The organism is Agromyces excoecariae (assembly GCF_051715505.1).
Lineage (GTDB): Bacteria > Actinomycetota > Actinomycetes > Actinomycetales > Microbacteriaceae > Agromyces.
Genome location: NZ_JBPSLA010000015.1, coordinates 143,810 through 161,042 on the forward strand (window position 1 = coordinate 143,810; position 17,233 = coordinate 161,042).

Genomic DNA, 17,233 nt, shown 5'->3' on the forward strand with positions numbered 1-17,233 from the left:
CGGCCGACCGGCCTGCGTCAGAAGACGAACAGCTGCCCGAGGATCATGATCGCGATCACGAACAGCGCCACGACCGCGCCGACGATGATGAGCGCGCGGCCCGACATCTTCGCGACGCCGTAGCCGACGAGGATCGGCAGCGCGACGAGCAGGAGCGTGACGACCCACCAGAACGCCTGGTAGCCGCCCTGCGTCGCCTCCGAGAGGCGGCCGCTGAACAGCTGCTGCGTGCCCGGGTTGGTCGCGAACGCGAACGCGGCACTGAGCGGCACGGCGATCAGGGCGAGCACGATGATGCCGCTGAACCACCCCCACATGCCGCTGTGCCGGCCGGCGATCTGGAGCGTCTGCTCGTCGTGCGACTGCTGCGAGGTTCCCCGAGTGCTCATGCGCGTCACTCTAGCCGTCCTGCGGCGCCCGGATTAGCCTGAGGGAAGGACGACACGCATGGGGGCGACGATGACCATCACTCGGGCGACCGGCCACTACGTTCACAAGGGCGACGGGCTCTACCTCCAGTTCGATCGGTTGTTCCATGCGCCCATCGAGGACGTCTGGTACTCGCTGACGAACCCGACGGCGATGCTCTCGTGGATCGGGACCTACACGGGCAATCCGTCGACCGGCGCGGTCCGGTTCCGGATGTCGAGCGAGGACGCCGAGTGGCAGAACACCTCCATCCTCGAGTGCGAGGCACCGCACGGGTTCCACGCCGACATCGGCGAGGGCGAGGACGCCGTCCGGGTCTTCTGCCACCTGCGGGAGGCCGGCGGGATGACGACGCTCACGCTCGGCCAGCGCCTGCGGACCGCCGCCGACGCGACCTCGATCGGGCCCGGCTGGGACTACTTCCTGGATCGGCTGGCCGCGGCCCGCAGCGGCACGGACATGCCGGAGTGGTCGTCGTACGACCCGGGCCTGGTCGACACCTACCGCTCGCTGCACGTCCCGCAGGGGGCCGCCGCCGACACCATCCGGGGCGCCTGAGGCCGACCCTCCCCGTCGGCAGGGTCGTGCGCGCACGGTGCACGCAACGTACGCGCGAGGTCGGAGGCATCGCGCCGCTCACCCGAAAGTCCCCCGGCGCGGCTGCGCCCGCCCCTAGACTGACGCCGTGAAGCCCATCGAACGGCGTGCCAGGCAGCTCGAGGAGGTCCGCCTGCGCGAGTCCGCGACGGGCGGCATGATGACGAACCGGCCGTTCGTGTGGGGGCTGCTGGCCGCCGCGGGCGTGCTCGTCACCCTCGCCCTCGCGGCCGCGATCGTGAGCCTGTCGACCGTGGTGTTCTCCGTGTTCGCGGCGATCTTCGTCACGCTCGGACTCGACCCGCTCGTGCGCTTCTTCCAGCGACGGGGCATGACCCGCGGCTGGGCCATCCTCACCGTCATCATCCTCTTCGTGCTCGTGATCGGGGGCATGCTCGGGCTGGTCCTCCCGCTCGTCGTCACGCAGGCGGCGCAGTTCATCGCCTCGATCCCCGAACTGTGGGCGAACCTGCAGAAGCAGGACTGGTTCATGCAGCTCTCGTCCGACTCGAACGGACTGCTCGCGAACCTGTACTCGACGGTCGTCGACATCGCGACCGATCCGGCGACCTGGGCCACGGTCGGGGGCGGCGCGCTGAACGTCGGCTTCGCGATCATCGGCGGCATCTCGACGGCGTTCTTCATCTTCATCCTGACGATCTACTTCACCGCGACGCTCGACTCGTCGAAGGCGGCGATCTACACCCTGATCTCCGCCTCGCATCGGCAGCGCATCGTCGACATCTCCGAGCAGATCATGCAGAACGTCGGCCGGTACCTCAGCGGCATGGTCGTGCTCGCGTTCTTCAACGCGGTCTACAGCCTGATCCTGCTGACGATCGCGGGCGTCCCGTTCGCCCTCGTCATCTCGGTCGCCGCGTTCTTCATCACGCTGATCCCGATGATCGGCACCGTGCTGACGACGGCCTTCATGACCGTGATCGCCCTCTTCACCTCGCCGACGGCCGCGATCATCGTGCTCATCGGCATGCTCATCTACATGCAGGTCGAGGCCTACATCCTCACGCCCCGCGTCATGAACCGCGCCGTGCAGGTGCCCGGGTCGGTCGTCCTCATCGCCGCGCTCGCGGGCGGCACGCTCGCCGGGCTGCCGGGCGCGCTCGTCGCGATCCCGGTGGCCGCCGGCATCCTCCTCATCGTCAAGGAGGTCGTCGTGCCGTGGAAGGCGCGAAGCTGACCCGTCAGCTCCAGACCGACGGCGCCGCCGCACGCGTTGCGGGCAGCGCGACATCCGCCCCCCAGCGCTCGATCCACTCGGGCAGCTCGTCGTCGGCGGGCGGCGTGCCGAACACCTCCATGAGCTCCGACACGGGGACCGTGCCGCCCTCCTTGCGGAGGAACCGGGCGCGGATGAACGCGCGGGCGTAGATCTCGGGCTCGCCCGAGGCGTCGGGGCGCACGAGGCGGTGCTCGACGTAGACCGCGCGCTCGTCGTAGCCGAGCAGGCGCGACTCGATCGTGAAGCGCTGCCAGAGCTGGAGCGACTTGCGGAACGTGATCGTCTCGCTCGCGACGACCGGGTACCACCCCTTCTCGCGCATCAGGCCGAAGACGCCGTTGCGGACGAGCATGTCGAAGCGGGCGACATCCATGATCGAGAAGTACACGCCGTTGTTCATGTGGCGGTTCACGTCGAGGTCGGTCGGCAGCGTGATGAACCGGGTGCGCGCGATGTCGTAGTGCCCGAGCGTCGGCTTGCGCCGCGACAGGAACAGCATGTGCAGCAGGGTCCGGAACAGCATGTGCATAGTCCACGAGGATATGACCGATCCGGTGGTGGATCAGCACAGCTTGGTGAGCCGGCACAGTGCGGTGACGGATGCCGCGGCGCGGCGTTGTGCAGAGCCGCGAAGCCCGCAGGCGCGACCTATTCGCCGGCGGCGTTGCCGCGCGGCGGCACGTGCCGTTCGTCGGGCCCCTCGTACACCGACAGCGGGCGGATCAGCGCGTTCGACGCGAGCTGCTCCATCACGTGCGCCGTCCATCCGGTCACGCGGCTCGCGACGAACAGCGGGGTGAAGATCTCGGTGTCGAACCCCATGAGGTGGTACGTCGGGCCCGCGGGGTAGTCGAGGTTCGGCTTGATGCCCTTACGCTCGTCCATCGCCTCCTCGAGCGCCGTGTACAGCTCGAGGAGGTCCGGGCGGTCGTAGTGCTCGACCATCCGCTCGAGGGCGTCGCGCATCGTCGGCACGCGCGAGTCGCCGTGCTTGTAGACGCGGTGGCCGAAGCCCATGATCTTGCGCTTGTCGGCGAGCGCCGCATCCAGCCACGCCACGGCGCGCTCGGCGCCGCCCTCACCCGGGCCGATCTCGTCGAACGCATGCATGACCGCCTCGTTGGCGCCGCCGTGCAGGGGGCCCTTGAGCGCGCCGATCGCACCGGTGACCGCCGAGTACAGGTCGGAGAGGGTCGACGCGATGACGCGGGCGGTGAAGGTCGACGCGTTGAACGAGTGCTCCGCGTACAGGATCATCGACGTGTCGAACGCGTTGACGACCTCGAGCTCGGGCGTCTCGCCGAAGGCCTGCCAGAGGAAGTTGGCCGAGTAGCCCAGGTCGTTGTTCGGCTCGACGAACTCGAGCTCGTGGCGACGGCGCTGGTCGTAGGTCACGATCGACGGCAGCTTCGCGAACAGCCGCACCGACTTCTCGAGGTTCGCCGCGTGCGAGTCGTCGGGCGTCTTCGGGTCGCTCGCGCCGATGACGCTGACCGCCGTGCGCACGACGTCCATCGGGTGGGCGGTGAGCGGCAGCTCGTCGACGATGCGCTTGGTCTCGTGGTCGAGGCCGCGGTGGCTGCGCTCGAGGTCCTCGAACGCGGCGAGCTCCGCGTCGTTCGGGAGCTCGCCGTACCAGAGCAGGTACGCGACCTCCTCGAACGTGACGGATGCCGCGAGCTCCTGCACCGGGTAGCCGCGGTACAGCAGCGAGTTCGTCTCGGGGTTCACCTTCGAGATCGCGGTGACGTCGACGGGGACGCCGGCGAGGCCCTTGTAGATCTTCGGCGTCTCTGCTTGCGGGGTCTGCTCGCTCATCGTGCTCCTCGTGGGGCTCTTCGGACGGGCGGGTCGCCTCGTCGCGACCGCTCCCCCAGCCTACGGCCCGCCGCCCGCGGGCGCCCGGTCGGTTGTCGGGGGGGGGGGGGGGGGGGGGGGGGGGGGGGGGGCCCGGCGCGCCGGGCGCGCCCCCCGGCGGGTTCCGCCCCCCCCGGCGGGGCCCCCCGCCCCCCCCCCCCCCCCCCCCGCACGACGACCTCTCGTCCTCGACACCCCAAGCAGGCTGCCGGGGTATCTCACCAGGGGCGATGGCGCGCGGCTCGGGCCGCCTCGGGAGGCAAGAGTCGTCTGCATGACCGCGAGGAGACCCCTGCCCGAACCGTTGCGCCCTGATCGCGCGTTCACCGTGCGCGAGGCATCGCGAGCCGGAGTTCGAGGGAGCCGGCTTCGCGCCTCGGATCTCGTCGCACCGACATCCGGTGTGCGCATCGATGCCGCGGCCGAGGAACTGCCACCGTGCGGTGCTCAGGGTCCTGCGGAGCGATGCGTTTCTCTGCGGCCGCTCAGCCGCGCAGCACCACCGGCTTCCGATTCCGCCGCGACTGCTCGGAATCGTCGAGGTCGGCGTCCCCCACACATCGAGGGCACCCCGTCGGCGCGGCGTCCTGGGGCGGGCGCTCCGCGTCGCGCCGGGCGACGTCGTCGACGACGAGGTTCGCGTGACCTCCGCTGTGAGGACGTTCTGCGATCTGGCCCGGGATCTCTCGGTGCCCGAACTGGTGGCGGTGGCCGACGCGCTCGCGACGCCGCACCCGGAACTGGCCCGGGCCATCGCGGCGTTCCCGGACCATCGACTGCGTGCCAAGCTCGCCATGGCTGCCCGCCTGCGGGACATCGCCAGCGAGTCTCCGAAGGAATCGGAATTGCGCGTCCTCGTGCGCCTTGCCGGCCTGCCCGCTCCGACATGCCAGAAGATCGTCACAGATGGCGCGGGGCGATTCGTCGCGCGAGTCGATCTCGCCTTCGAGCGCTACGGCGAACTGCTCGAGTATCAGGGCGACCACCACCGCACCGACGTGCGCCAGTGGCGTCGCGACCGGACCCGCGAGGCGACGCTCGAGTCGCTCGGCTTCCACGTGACGGAGATCACCCAAGCCGACCTCGACCAGCCTCGTCAGCTCGTCGAGCGCGTCGCCGCCAACCTCCGCCGCCGGGGCTGGAGCGGCGCCCTGCGATTCTCGCCCTGGTTCTCGGGGTGACCGGGCGTGGGGGGGGGGGGGGGGGGGGGGCCCCGGCGGGCCCCCCCCCCCCCCCCCCCCCCACAACCCGGCTAGAAGAGGCCGGTGGGGATCTCGACGTGGGTGAGGGCCCCGGGGGCCGCGGTGATCGTGAGGCGGCCGAGCTCGTCGGGACCGAGGTCGGGCAGGCGCTGCGCGACCTCGAGGAAGCGGTCGATCTCCGCGGGCTCGAGCACCCACTCGGCGAGCGTGCGGAACTTCTGCACGTACTGCTCGCGGCCGAACGGCCGCGCGCCGAGCGGATGCGCGTCGGCGACGGCGATCTCGTCGACGATCTCGTTGCCGTCGGCGAGGCGGATGACGACCCGGCCGCCGAACGCCTTCTCGCCGATGTCGAGCGAGTGGTAGCGGCGCGTCCACTCCGGGTCCTCGACGGTCGAGACCTTGCGCCACAGTGCGACGGTGTCGGGGCGGTGCGCGCGCTCGGGCGCGTACGAGTCCGCGTGGTGCCATGTTCCGTCTTGGAGCGCGACGGTGAAGATGTACGGGATCGAGTGGTCGAGCGTCTCGCGCGAGGCATCCGGGTCGTACTTCTGGGGGTCGTTCGCGCCGGTGCCGATCACGTTGTGCGTGTGGTGCGACGTGTGGATCGTGATCGACTCGATGCGGTCGGGGTCGTCGAGGATCAGCGGGTACTCGTCGTGGAGCTTGCGGGCCAGGTCGATGAGCGCCTGCGCCTGGTACTCGGCCGAGTGCTCCTTCGTGTACGAGTCGAGGATGGCGCGCTTCGCCTCGCCGGTCTCCGGCAGCGGCACCTCGTAGGTCGCCTCGGGGCCGCCGAGGAGCCAGGCGATCACGCCGTCCTCGCCCTCGTAGATCGGCACCGGGCTCGTCTCGCCGCGCATCGCGCGATCGACCGACTCGACGGCCATCTTCCCGGCGAAGGCGGGCGCGTGCGCCTTCCAGGTCGAGATCTCGCCCTTGCGCGACTGCCGGGTCGCCGTGGTCGTGTGCAGCGCCTGTCCGATCGCCTGGAAGATCGTCTCCTGGTCGAGGCCGAGGAGCGTGCCGATGCCGGCGGCGGCCGACGGGCCGAGGTGGGCGACGTGGTCGATCTTGTGGGCGTGGAGCGTGATGGCCTTCACGAGGTCGACCTGGATCTCGTACCCGGTCGCGATGCCGCGCACCACGTCGCGGCCGGTGAGCCCGCGCGAGGCGGCGAGGTGCTGCGCGACGGCGACGATCGGCGGGATGTTGTCGCCGGGGTGCGAGTAGTCCGCCGCGAGGAACGTGTCGTGGAAGTCGAGCTCGCGCACGGCGACGCCGTTCGCCCACGCCGCCCACTCGGGCGAGGTCCGCCGCGCGGCATCCGCCCCGAACACGGTCGCCCCGTCGCCGCCGATCGAGACCGGGTGGGCGAGCGCCTGGCTGCGGGCCGCCACGACGGGCTTGCGGGCGAGGGATGCCGCAGCCACGGCTGCGTTGTCGATGACGCGGTTGACGACCATGTCGACGACCTCGTCGTCGACCTCGACCGGGTCGACCGCGACGCCCGCGAGCTGCCAGGCGAGCTGGCCCTCTCGTGCGAGGTTCTCGTCGCTCCGGTGGGTACGCAGGTGATGGATCTTCACGTCGCTCACGCTATCGAACCGCGCCGGGTCGCGCCCGGTCTTGACGGCGACCTCACGGCCGGGGCATGGGACGATGGAGGGGATGATCCCCACCGACACCGAACGCGTGGGCGCACGCGCCATCGACGACATCCGGCACGACTTCCCGGCGTTCGCGGCATCCGGCGACGCACGACCCACCGCGTACCTCGACTCGGCCGCGACGGCCCAACGCCCGACGGCCGTGCTCGACGCCGAACGCGACTACCTCGAGCACGACCTCGCCGCCGTGCACCGCGGCGCGAGCGCCGCGACCGGCCGTTCGACGACCCGCTTCGAGGACGCCCGTGCGGACCTCGCCCGGTTCGTGGGTGCGGCCGACGACCGCGAGATCGTGTGGGCGCAGAACGCGACCGACGCGCTCAACATGGTCGCGCTCGGCATCGCCGACGCGAGCGCCGGCATCGGCGGGGCGGATGCCGCGCGCTTCGCGCTCGAGCCCGGCGACGAGATCGTGCTGACGGAGGCCGAGCACCACGCGAACCTGCTGCCGTGGCAGCGCGTCGCCCAGCGGACCGGGGCCCGACTCGTCCCGGTGAAGGTCGACGAGCACGGCTGCTGGTCGGTCGACGACCTCGTCGCGGTCCTCACCCCGCGCACGCGCGTGGTCGCATTCGCCGAGATCTCGAACGTGACGGGGCTCATCGTGCCCGTCGCCGACGTGGTGGCGGCGGTGCGCGCCCGGGCGCCGCAGGCGTTCGTCGTGCTCGACGCCTGCCAGTCGGTGCCGCACCGCCCCGTCGACTTCGCGGGCTACGGCGTCGACTTCGCCGCGTTCTCGGGCCACAAGATGCTCGGGCCGAACGGCATCGGCGTGCTGTACGGGCGCGCCGAGCTCCTCGACGCACTGCCGCCCGCCCGCACGGGCGGCTCGACGATCACGCGCGTGACGTTCGAGACGGCCGAGTTCCTGCCCGCACCGCAGCGCTTCGAGGCCGGCACGCAGCCGGTGTCGCAGGCGATCGGGCTGGCCGCGGCCGTCCGCTACCTCGAGGGACTCGGCATGGACGCCGTCGCCGCCCACGAGGACGCGTTCGCCGAGCGCGTCGCGACCGGCGTCGCAGGCATCCCCGGCGTCCGCATCGTCGGGCCCCAGCCCGGGCAGGCCCGCGCGGGGCTCGTGAGCGTCGCCGTCGACGGCGTGCACGCGCACGACGTCGGCCAGTTCCTCGACGACGCCGGACTCGTCGTGCGGGTCGGCCACCACTGCGCCCAGCCGCTGCACCGTGCGGTCGGCATCACGGCGACGACGCGAGCGAGCGCCCACGTCTACACGACCGCGGAAGAGGCCGACCGGTTCGTCGCCGCGCTCGGCGAGGTCCGCACCTTCTTCGGACTCGGAACGGGAGCCGCGTGATGGCGAACCTCGAAGGCCTCTACCAGGAGATCATCCTCGACCACGCGAAGGCGAGGCACGGCGACGGTCCGCTCGAGGGCGCCGACGCCGAGCATCACGAATACAACCCGACGTGCGGCGACGAGATCACGCTCCGGGTGAAGCTCGACGATGCGCACGAGCGCATCGACGCGGTGGCCTGGCAGGGCGACGGATGCAGCATCTCGATGGCATCGGCGTCGGTGCTCACCGACCTCGTGGCCGGGCGACCGGTCGAGGAGGCGCTCGGACTCGCCGAGGAGTTCCGCACGATGCTCCGCTCGAAGGGCGAGGGCGTGCCCGATGAGGACGTGCTCGGTGACGCGATCGCGTTCCACGGCGTCTCGAAGTACGTCATGCGCATCAAGTGCGCGATGCTCTCGTGGGTCGCGTTGGAGGCGGCGGTCGCGAAGGCGCGCTGACCCGGCACCCCGCGGAGCGGACCTCAGCGGCCTCCCGGCCAGACCGGGTCGTGCAGTTGCTCCTCGAGCACGCGTGCGGGCAGCCCCGCAGGCACGTCGTCGAGCGTGGGCGGGTCCCACGTCGGCGACCGGTCCTTGTCGATGACCTGCGCGCGGATGCCCTCGTGCAGGTCGTGCTGGCCGATGAACCACGACACGGCGCGGAACTCCTGCTCGAGTGCCGCCTCGAGGTTCGGCAGGGTGCGGGCGCGCCGCACCGCCTCGAGCGTGACGGCGAGCGCGGTGGGCGAGAGCGCCTCGAGCTCGTCGGCGGCCGCCTCCGCATAGGCGTGCGCCGGTTGGCCGGCCGGATGGACGGACCCGTCGCCCCCGCCGGGCGCGCCCCACGCGGCATCCGCTCGCCCCTCGGCGAACGCCCGGAGGCGGTCGATGATCCCGTGCACGGTCGGCGCGGAGAAGCAGGCGTCGACCCACGGGCGGGCCGCGGCGAGCGCGGACGGCCCGGGCGTCTCGTCGAAGAGCATCACGATCTCGGACGGCGTGCCGGGGTCGGCGCGCTCCTCGAGCGCCTGCAGCAGGTGCGGGATGCTCGCACTCGGCACGAAGGCGTCGGCGAAGCCGGCGTGCATCGCGTCTGCGGCGTCCATCGTGCGCGAGTTCAGGGCGAGGTGCGTGCCGAGCTCGCCCGGGGCCCGGCCGAGGAGCCACGTGCCGCCGACGTCGGGCGTGAAGCCGATTCGGGTCTCGGGCATCGCGACGCGCGAGCGCTCGGTCACGATGCGGATCGACGCATGGCCGGCGAGCCCGATGCCGCCGCCCATCGTGATGCCGTCCATGATCGCGACGACGGGCTTCGGGTAGCGCGCGATGGCGGCGTTCAACCGGTACTCGTCGCGGAAGAAGCGCAGCGCCTCGGCGACGTGGCCGCCCGTGGCGTACGTGTAGAGCTCGCGGACGTCCCCTCCCGCGCAGAACCCGCGCTCGCCCGCGCCGTCGAGCACGACCATCGAGACCTCGGGGTCGTGCCGCCACGCGTCGAACACGGCGGTGAGCGCGCGGATCATCTCGTAGCTCAGCGCGTTCAGCGCCTGGGGCCGCTCGAGCGTCAGGTGGCCGACGCCGTCGGCCACGCTCGCGGAGATGTGCTCGCTCACGGTGCAACGGTAGCGGCATCCCCTCGGGCCGCGTAGCGTCGGGCACGGGAGGGACCATGATCGAATCCGCGTTCCCGATCGTCGAGGTGCCCGACATGGAGGCCGCGCTGCGGTTCTACCGCGACGGCCTCGGCGCCACCGTCACGTACCGCTTCCCGCCGGAGGGCGAACCGGTGTTCGCCACCCTGCAGGCGGGGTCCTCGCAGGTCGGCCTCGGCCTCGCCGAGGGGGCGACGGCCGGCGAAGGCGCCGGCATGCTGCTGTGGTTCTACGTCGATGACGTCGACGCGGTGACGACCTCGCTCGCCGAAGCCGGGTTCCTCGTCGTCGAGGAGCCGTCGGACAGCGAGTGGGGCGAGCGCGTCTCGCTCGTCAGCGACCCGTTCGGCACCCGCGTGCGGCTCGGGCAGCCGATCGCGCCGCCGCCCGACGAGGAGTAGCCCGCCGAGCAGTCGCCCGCCGAGCAGTCGCTCGCCGCCGGCGAGCGTAGGATCGCCCTCGTGGTCCCGGCTTCCAACCTCTGGGCGTTCGTGCTGGCCTCGGTGGTGCTCATCGTCATCCCGGGGCCCAGCGTGCTGTTCGTCATCGGCCGTTCGCTCGCGCTCGGCCGCATGGGCGGGCTGCTCAGCGTCATCGGCAACGCCATCGGCATGCTTCCGCTCGTCGCGGCGGTCGCGCTCGGCGTCGGCACGGTCGTCGCGCAGTCGGTCGTCCTGTTCACGGGCATCAAGATCGCGGGGGCGCTCTACCTCGTCTACCTCGGCATCCAGGCGATCCGGCATCGGGGGGATGCCGCGGACGCCGTCACCCGTCAGGTCGCGCCGCGCTCGCCGTGGCGCCTGCTCGGCGAGGGCTTCGTCGTCGGCGTCACGAACCCGAAGACCATCGCGTTCTTCGTCGCCGTGCTGCCGCAGTTCGTCGACTTCCACGCGGGCGCGATCCCGTTGCAGATGGCGATGCTCGGCACCGCCTTCGTGGTGCTCGCGCTCGCGTGCGACTCGGTGTGGGCCCTCGCGGCCGGCTGGGCGCGCGACTGGTTCGCGCGCTCGCCGCGGCGGGCGTCGCACCTCGCGGCTTCGGGCGGCGTCATGATGATCGGCCTCGGCGGAGTGCTGGCGCTGTCGGGGAACAAGCACTAGAACAGTCGGTGGGGACGGGCCGGCACCGGGGATCGGAGGAGCCATGGCCAAGGCGAAGCAGTGGAGCGACCTCAGTCGGGGTCAGCAGGTCAGGGGAATCGTCACGGGGGTGATCCAGCTCGCGCTGGCGACAGCCGCGTGGACCGACCTGGCCAAGCGCGACCAGCGGGACGTGAACGGCCGCAAGTGGGTCTGGGCGATCGTGATCGCCGTGAACTTCATCGGCCCGATCTCGTACTTCCTGTTCGGGCGGCGCGTCGACTGACCCGCTCGCGGCGGACCGCGGCCGGGCGCCCTCAGTCGCGGTTGACGGTTCCGACGAGGATGCCGCGTGCGAGCGCGTGGGCGAAGCACCGGAGGCCGAGCACCGCGGGCCTCGATGCCGGGTCGAGCTCGAGGCTCGGCACGTCGAGCGCGTGCACGACGAACACGTAGCGGTGCTCACCCGTGCCGCGCGGCGGCGACGCGCCGCCGAACCCGCGGTCGCCGTCGTCGTTGGCGAGCACCATCGCGCCGTCGGGCAGCGGCGGTCCGCCGGGCGCACCTGCCCCCGCATCGAGGCTCGTCGTCTCGAGCGGCAGGTTCAGCACCGCCCAGTGCCACCAGCCCGAGCCGGTCGGCGCGTCGACGTCGAGGCAGGTGACGGCGAAGCCGCGCGTGCGCTCGGGGAACCCGCTCCACGACAGCTGCGGCGAGCGGTCGACGCCGCCCGCACCATGACTCCACTGCGGCCGGGCCAGGGGCCCGCCGTCGACGAAGTCGGAACTGGTCACCGCGAACGAGCCCGCTGGGCGGAGCTTCTGCAACGCGTCGTAGGGATCCACGTCGAGCATCTCGAACCTCCTGGTCGGCGACGTCCGGGCGGACGGCCCGGTCGGCGGTCGGGGTCAGGGTACGTCCGACCGGATGCCGCCCTCCGCGCACACGCCGCGTCGCGGCATCCGCCCAGCCTGCGCCCCTAGGATCTCGGGGTGCCGACGCCCAAGATCCTGCTGTTCTACGCCTTCACGCCGCTCGCCGACCCCGACGCGATCCGGCTGTGGCAGCGCGACCTCGCCGAGTCGCTCGGCCTCCGCGGGCGGGTGCTCGTGTCGAAGGACGGCATCAACGGCACGCTCGGCGGCGAGATGGGCGCCCTGAAGCGCTACGTGCGGAAGACGAAGGAGTACGCCGGGTTCCGCGGACTCGACGTGAAGTGGAGCGAGGGCAGCGGGCTCGACGACGACCTGCGGAGCGTCGACTTCCCGAAGCTCAGCGTCAAGGTGCGCGACGAGATCGTCTCGTTCGGTGCGCCGGGCGAACTCCGCGTGGACGAGTCGGGCGTGGTCGGCGGCGGTGCCCGCCTCTCCCCCGACGCGCTGCACGAACTCGTCGCGGAGCGGGGCGACGAGGTCGTCTTCTTCGACGGACGCAACGCGGTCGAGGCCGCGATCGGTCGATTCCGCGACGCGATCGTGCCGCCGACGGAGACGACGCGCGACTTCATCGGGCTGCTCGACTCGGGCGCGTACGACCACCTGAAGGGCCGCCCGGTCGTCACGTACTGCACGGGCGGCATCCGCTGCGAGGTGCTCTCGAGCCTCATGGCGAGCCGCGGCTTCGGCGAGGTCTACCAGCTCGAGGGCGGCATCGTCCGGTACGGCGAGCGCTACGGCGACGACGGGCTCTGGGAGGGTTCGCTCTACGTGTTCGACGGGCGCGGCTCGGTGGACTTCAGCGACCACGCGGCGGTCGTCGGCGTCTGCGAGGGCTGCGGCGGGGCCACGAACCGCACGGTGAACTGCGCGGATGCCTCGTGCCGCACGCAGCTCGTGCGCTGCGAGGCGTGCACGCCGGCGTGGTGCGCCGAGCACGCGGCATCCGTCGCCTGACCCGCGCCTCCACGATCGGCCGTCGTCGGTCGTCGTCGCATTCGGCGAGTGCCCCGGGCTCCGAACCCGCCGATTCTGACGACACCCTCGATCGACGGCCGCCGAGACGGCTGCACTTCGGCGGGCGGGCGTAGCGTGGCGGCATGGTCGTCGAGCTGTCGCGGGCGCAGGCCCGCCGCATCGCGGTACGGGCCCAGGCGCTCGAGGCCGAGCGGCCGGTCGACGTGCTCGACGTCGTGCGACGGCTGACGTTCCTCAAGGTCGATCCGGTCTCGGCGGTCGCGCCGAGCGCCGACCTCGTGCTCTGGAGCCGGCTCGGCGAGTCGTACGATCCGGCCGAGCTCACGCGGGCGCTCAAGGTCGACCGCACGGTCTTCGAAATCGACATGATGGTGCGGCCGATGAGCGACCTCGCGCTGTTCCGGCCGGCCATGCGGGACGCGCCCGTGTACGAGCCGACGCGGAATTGGCTCGCCGCGAATGCGGCGTTCCGGGGCGATGTCCTCATCCGGCTCGCCGCCGAGGGGCCGCTGCCGGCGACCGAGATCCCGGACACCTCGGTCGTGCCGTGGTCGTCGACGGGGTGGACGAACGACAAGAACGTGCAGCGGATGATGGAGGTGCTGGCGGCGCGCGGCGACGTCGCCGTCTCGGGGCGGCGCGACGGTGCCCGGCTCTGGGACCTCGCCGAGCGCGTGCACCCCGCGGCCCCGGCCGGTGACGATGTCGACGAGGAGGTCGCGTACCGCCGCCGCAACGAGCGCCAGCTCGCCTCGCTCGGCATCCTTCGCGAGGGACGGGGGGCGAGTTCGCCCGGCGAGCCGATCGACACCCGCGGCATCGGGGAGGCGGCGCGCGTCGAGGGGCTGCGCGGAACGTGGCGCGTCGACCAGGAGGCGCTCACGCGGGTCGACGAGCCGCTCGCGCCTCGGACCGCCCTGCTGTCGCCGCTCGACCGGCTCGTCTTCGATCGGCGGCGCCTCGACGAGCTCTTCGACTACGAGTACGTGCTCGAGATGTACAAGCCGAAGTCGCAGCGGCGGTGGGGGTACTGGGCGATGCCGATCCTGCACGGCGATCGACTCGTCGGGAAGGTCGACGCGACCGCCGACCGCGCCGGGGGCGTGCTCCGCGTCGACGCGATCCACGAGGATGCGCCGTTCACCCGCGAGGTCGTCGAGGCCGTGTTCGGCGAACTCGACTCGCTGGCCGGATGGCTCGGTCTGGAGCTCTCCGGGCGTGCCATCGGGCTCGCCTGACGTCACGCCGCGTGCGGTCACGCCGCCTGGGGACGGCGCGCCGTTCGGCGCGGGCGTCCGCGCCGGCGCGACTGCCGCGCGAACGCGCGCGCGTCGCGGCTCGACAGCGCGAGCAGCACCAGGATGTCGAGGGCGACGGTGACGAACGTGGTGCGCACCGTGACCTCGGCATCGCCGTTGAAGGAGGCCACGGCCGCGCCCGTGATGCCGAAGGTCGCGAAGAGCATCACGGCGATGCGCGAGAGGTTCCCTCCGGCCCAGATCCGGAAGGCCATCAGGAGCTCGACCAGGAGCACCGCGCTGCTGAGCACGACGACGAAGACGAGGGCGAGTCGTGCGGCGTCGGCCGTGTCGGCATCGGTCGCGGCGTCGACGCCGAGTTCGTTCAGGAGGAGCTGGTCCCACTGGATGGCGACCCCGATGATCCACACGACGCCGGCGAGGACCCGCAGCACGACGAGCGCGGCGCCGAATGCGGTCGCAGTCGGCCGAGGCATCCGCCGGAGCGGTTCGCGCTCGGCGAGGCGCAGCGGCGACTCGAACGCGGCCCGCTTCGCGACCGTGCCAGTTCGGTCGGTTGAGCGCGAGCCGGTGCCGGTGCCGGTGCCGGTGCCCATGGCCTCCGCGGTCGTCGAGCGCGCAGCCGCGTGGGACTCGGCCGCGGTCGATGCGTCGCCCGGCACCTCGGGCTCGACCGCGTTCGGGAGCCCGACCCGCACGACCGGCAGGTCGCCGTCGGTCCGGATGGTGTCGCCGCCGCCGTTGCGCGAGTGGTAGCCGGTCGAGAAGTCGCGGAGGGTCTCGACGCGGATTCCGGGGTCGGCGTCGATCAGTGTCTGCACGATGTGGTCGCGTTCGACGTCGATGTCGGCGTCGATCTTGTGCGTGACCTGCAGCGTGAACAGCGAGAACCCGACCGAGCGGTCGAACGTGCCCGCCGCGAGCCAGTCGACGCGGCGGCCGCCGGGGAGCAGCCAACCGTCGGGCGTGCGCCAGAACCGCACGTGGTGCCGCTTCGCGGGGTTGCCCGCGACCTCCTGCTGGTAGGCGAAGTCCTGCTTCGCGCCGAAGAGGAACAGCGGACTCACCGGCGCCTCGTCGTAGCTGCGGCGGGTGAGCGTCGAGGTGATGATGCGCCGGCTCGAGGACAGCGTCACGTCGTCGGCCCTCGTCCATCCGGCCGCCCGCATCGCGGCGTGCAGCGCCGCCTCCTCGCCGTCGAAGGCGAGGTTCACCGGGTCGCCGAGGAGCCCGTCGCTCGTGCGCGTGCGCCCGATGAAGTAGTCGGGGACGTAGATCGTGGTCAGGATGCGATGCAGCCGAGGCAGGACGAGGTAGGCGAGCACGACCCAGAACGCGAGGAAGAAGCCGATGCCGGCCCAGCCGAACGAGAACGACTGGTTGAAGATGAGCCACGCGAGCCAGACCGCCGCGACCCCGGCGAACACGAAGAAGAACCCGTCGAGCAGGCTCGTGAACGACGTGCGCGGCGGCAGGGGCGGCGGAGGCCTGTCGTCGACGACCTCCGCCCGCATGTTCGCATGCTAGCCCCGCCGCGGCGCATCCCGGCGGTGCGAGGCGGAGTGCGGCGACTCAGGCGGGCCGGAAGCCCGTCGTCTCCGGCGGCGGCGCGTGACGGATCATCAGGTGCCGCGTGACCGAGTAGTCGAGCAGCGGCTCGAGCGACATGTCCTTGCCGAACCCGGATCCCTTGACCCCGCCGTGCGGGGCCTCCGAGGCGATCGGCAGGTGGTCGTTCACCCAGGTGACGCCGACGTCGAGCGACTGGCTGACGCGCATCGCGCGGGCGACGTCCGAGGTCCAGACCGACGACGCGAGCCCGTAGGCGCTGTCGTTGGCGAGGCGGATGCCATCGGCCTCGCCGTCGAACGGGAGTGCGACGAGCACGGGCCCGAAGACCTCGCCCTGCACGATCTCCGACGACTGGGCCGCGCCGACGAGGAGGGTCGGCGCGTAGTACGACCCGGTGCGCTCGATCGCGTGGCCGCCGACGAGCGCCTCGGCGCCCTCGGCGACGGCGCGGCTCACGAACCCGTCGACGCGGTCGCGGTGCCCGCGCGAGATGAGCGGGCCGATGTGGGTGTCGGCGTCCATCGGATCGCCGGCGACGACGCCTGCGAGCGCCTGCCGGAGCGCCGCGACGCCGTCGTCGAAGACCGACCGCTCGAGGTACACGCGGGTGGCCGCGGTGCAGTCCTGACCCGTGTTGTAGGTCGCGCCGAGCGCGACGGCCTGCGCCATCGCCCCGAGGTCGGCGTCGGCGAACACGATGACGGGCGCCTTGCCGCCGAGCTCCAGGTGCACGCGCTTGACGCCCTCGACGGCGCCGCGCATGACGGCCTTGCCGGTCTGCGTGGAACCGGTGACGCTCACCATGTCGACCTCGCGGTGGCCGACGAGCGCCTGGCCGACCTCGGCGTCGCCCGTGACGACGTTGAGGAGCCCGGCGGGAAGCCCCGACTCGACGGCGAGCTCGGCGAGTCGCAGCGTGGTGCGCGGCGTCGCGGGAGCCGGCTTCACGATGACCGCGTTGCCCGCGGCGAGCGCGGGGCCGGCCTTCCAGACCGCCATGATGAGCGGGAAGTTCCACGGCGTGATGCCGGCGACCACGCCGACGGGGCGCCGAGTGAGGATCGACGTGTAGCCGTTCGAGAACGAGCCGGCGCCGGTGCCGTCGAGGGAGCGCGCGGCCCCCGCGAAGAAGCGCAGGTTGTCGACGGCGAACGGCAGTTCGCCGTCGAAGGCGGTGGTCCACGGCTTGCCGGAGTCCTCCACCTCGAGCGTCGCGAGGTGCTCGGCGTCGGCCTCGATGGCGTCGGCGAGGCGGAGCAGTGCGAGCGAACGCTCCCCCGGCGTCTTCGCGGCCCAGTCGGGCTGGGCGGCGCGGGCGGCGGCGGCGGCCTCGTCGACGTCGGCGAGGCCGGACTCGCGGTACGCCGCGACCTCGGTCTCGGTCGCGGGGTTCACGATGACGGCGTCGCCGCCCGTGCCGGCGCGGTACTCGCCGATGAACGTGCCGGTGGTGGTCATGGGGTGCCT

Annotated in this window: 18 protein-coding genes; 10 read left to right on the forward strand and 8 right to left on the reverse strand. The window is 72.1% G+C overall.

Annotated elements, in window-relative coordinates:
• Positions 1-17 precede the first annotated feature (17 nt).
• Complete coding sequence (locus ACSJD1_RS15460; protein ID WP_438856170.1) at positions 18-389, reverse strand: hypothetical protein; 372 nt, start codon at positions 387-389, stop codon at positions 18-20.
• Between the two features lie 70 nt (positions 390-459).
• On the opposite strand from ACSJD1_RS15460, the gene ACSJD1_RS15465 reads away from it, so the two are divergent.
• Positions 460-987, forward strand: coding sequence for an SRPBCC domain-containing protein (locus ACSJD1_RS15465; protein ID WP_438856171.1), 528 nt, complete (start codon positions 460-462; stop codon positions 985-987).
• Positions 988-1,114: 127 nt separating this feature from the next.
• Positions 1,115-2,224: an AI-2E family transporter gene (locus ACSJD1_RS15470; RefSeq protein WP_438856172.1), complete on the forward strand. Its 1,110-nt coding sequence runs from the start codon at positions 1,115-1,117 to the stop codon at positions 2,222-2,224.
• Between the two features lie 4 nt (positions 2,225-2,228).
• On the opposite strand, the gene ACSJD1_RS15475 is transcribed toward ACSJD1_RS15470, so the two are convergent.
• Positions 2,229-2,795 carry an acyl-CoA thioesterase gene (locus ACSJD1_RS15475; protein WP_438856173.1) on the reverse strand — a complete coding sequence of 189 codons (567 nt, stop codon included), beginning with the start codon at positions 2,793-2,795 and terminating at the stop codon, positions 2,229-2,231.
• Positions 2,796-2,914: 119 nt separating this feature from the next.
• Positions 2,915-4,084 carry a bifunctional 2-methylcitrate synthase/citrate synthase gene (locus ACSJD1_RS15480; RefSeq protein WP_438856174.1) on the reverse strand — a complete coding sequence of 390 codons (1,170 nt, stop codon included), beginning with the start codon at positions 4,082-4,084 and terminating at the stop codon, positions 2,915-2,917.
• A gap of 680 nt (positions 4,085-4,764) precedes the next feature.
• On the opposite strand from ACSJD1_RS15480, the gene ACSJD1_RS15485 reads away from it, so the two are divergent.
• Entirely contained in the window at positions 4,765-5,304 is a 540-nt protein-coding gene (locus ACSJD1_RS15485; protein ID WP_438856175.1) for a hypothetical protein, read from the forward strand.
• Positions 5,305-5,375: 71 nt separating this feature from the next.
• Here ACSJD1_RS15485 and ACSJD1_RS15490 read toward each other — a convergent pair whose 3' ends face one another.
• The gene (locus ACSJD1_RS15490; RefSeq protein ID WP_438856176.1) at positions 5,376-6,914 is read right to left on the reverse strand and encodes an MmgE/PrpD family protein; all 1,539 of its coding nucleotides are present in this window, start codon (positions 6,912-6,914) and stop codon (positions 5,376-5,378) included.
• Positions 6,915-6,996: 82 nt separating this feature from the next.
• Here ACSJD1_RS15490 and ACSJD1_RS15495 point away from each other — a divergent pair, with 82 nt between their 5' ends.
• The gene (locus ACSJD1_RS15495; RefSeq protein ID WP_438856177.1) at positions 6,997-8,310 is read left to right on the forward strand and encodes an aminotransferase class V-fold PLP-dependent enzyme; all 1,314 of its coding nucleotides are present in this window, start codon (positions 6,997-6,999) and stop codon (positions 8,308-8,310) included.
• Positions 8,310-8,750, forward strand: a complete 441-nt coding sequence (sufU, locus tag ACSJD1_RS15500) for a Fe-S cluster assembly sulfur transfer protein SufU (protein WP_438856178.1) — start codon at positions 8,310-8,312, stop codon at positions 8,748-8,750. Before ACSJD1_RS15495 ends, sufU begins: the two co-directional genes overlap by 1 nt.
• A gap of 23 nt (positions 8,751-8,773) precedes the next feature.
• Here sufU and ACSJD1_RS15505 read toward each other — a convergent pair whose 3' ends face one another.
• Positions 8,774-9,904 carry an enoyl-CoA hydratase/isomerase family protein gene (locus tag ACSJD1_RS15505; RefSeq protein WP_438856179.1) on the reverse strand — a complete coding sequence of 377 codons (1,131 nt, stop codon included), beginning with the start codon at positions 9,902-9,904 and terminating at the stop codon, positions 8,774-8,776.
• A gap of 56 nt (positions 9,905-9,960) precedes the next feature.
• Between ACSJD1_RS15505 and ACSJD1_RS15510 the strand changes: the two genes are divergently transcribed.
• From ACSJD1_RS15510 to ACSJD1_RS15520, 3 genes are read left to right on the forward strand one after another with little or no spacing between them, the layout of a single operon-like run.
• Positions 9,961-10,344, forward strand: coding sequence for a VOC family protein (locus ACSJD1_RS15510; protein WP_438856180.1), 384 nt, complete (start codon positions 9,961-9,963; stop codon positions 10,342-10,344).
• Between the two features lie 60 nt (positions 10,345-10,404).
• Entirely contained in the window at positions 10,405-11,043 is a 639-nt protein-coding gene (locus tag ACSJD1_RS15515; protein WP_438856181.1) for a LysE family translocator, read from the forward strand.
• 43 nt (positions 11,044-11,086) lie between these two features.
• The gene (locus ACSJD1_RS15520; RefSeq protein ID WP_438856182.1) at positions 11,087-11,308 is read left to right on the forward strand and encodes a PLD nuclease N-terminal domain-containing protein; all 222 of its coding nucleotides are present in this window, start codon (positions 11,087-11,089) and stop codon (positions 11,306-11,308) included.
• Between the two features lie 31 nt (positions 11,309-11,339).
• Here ACSJD1_RS15520 and ACSJD1_RS15525 read toward each other — a convergent pair whose 3' ends face one another.
• The gene (locus ACSJD1_RS15525) at positions 11,340-11,876 is read right to left on the reverse strand and encodes a YbhB/YbcL family Raf kinase inhibitor-like protein (protein WP_438856183.1); all 537 of its coding nucleotides are present in this window, start codon (positions 11,874-11,876) and stop codon (positions 11,340-11,342) included.
• Positions 11,877-12,014: 138 nt separating this feature from the next.
• Here ACSJD1_RS15525 and trhO point away from each other — a divergent pair, with 138 nt between their 5' ends.
• Complete coding sequence (trhO, locus tag ACSJD1_RS15530) at positions 12,015-12,914, forward strand: oxygen-dependent tRNA uridine(34) hydroxylase TrhO (protein WP_438856184.1); 900 nt, start codon at positions 12,015-12,017, stop codon at positions 12,912-12,914.
• A 143-nt stretch (positions 12,915-13,057) separates the two neighbouring features.
• On the forward strand, positions 13,058-14,173 hold the full coding sequence (locus ACSJD1_RS15535) for a DNA glycosylase AlkZ-like family protein (protein ID WP_438856185.1): 1,116 nt from the start codon (positions 13,058-13,060) through the stop codon (positions 14,171-14,173).
• Between the two features lie 17 nt (positions 14,174-14,190).
• Here the strand turns inward: ACSJD1_RS15535 and ACSJD1_RS15540 are convergent, their stop codons facing one another.
• The gene (locus tag ACSJD1_RS15540; protein WP_438856186.1) at positions 14,191-15,708 is read right to left on the reverse strand and encodes an LssY C-terminal domain-containing protein; all 1,518 of its coding nucleotides are present in this window, start codon (positions 15,706-15,708) and stop codon (positions 14,191-14,193) included.
• Between the two features lie 58 nt (positions 15,709-15,766).
• Positions 15,767-17,224 (reverse strand): aminobutyraldehyde dehydrogenase, encoded by a 1,458-nt coding sequence (locus tag ACSJD1_RS15545; protein WP_438856187.1) that lies wholly within the window; start codon positions 17,222-17,224, stop codon positions 15,767-15,769.
• Between the last annotated feature and the right edge of the window lie 9 nt (positions 17,225-17,233).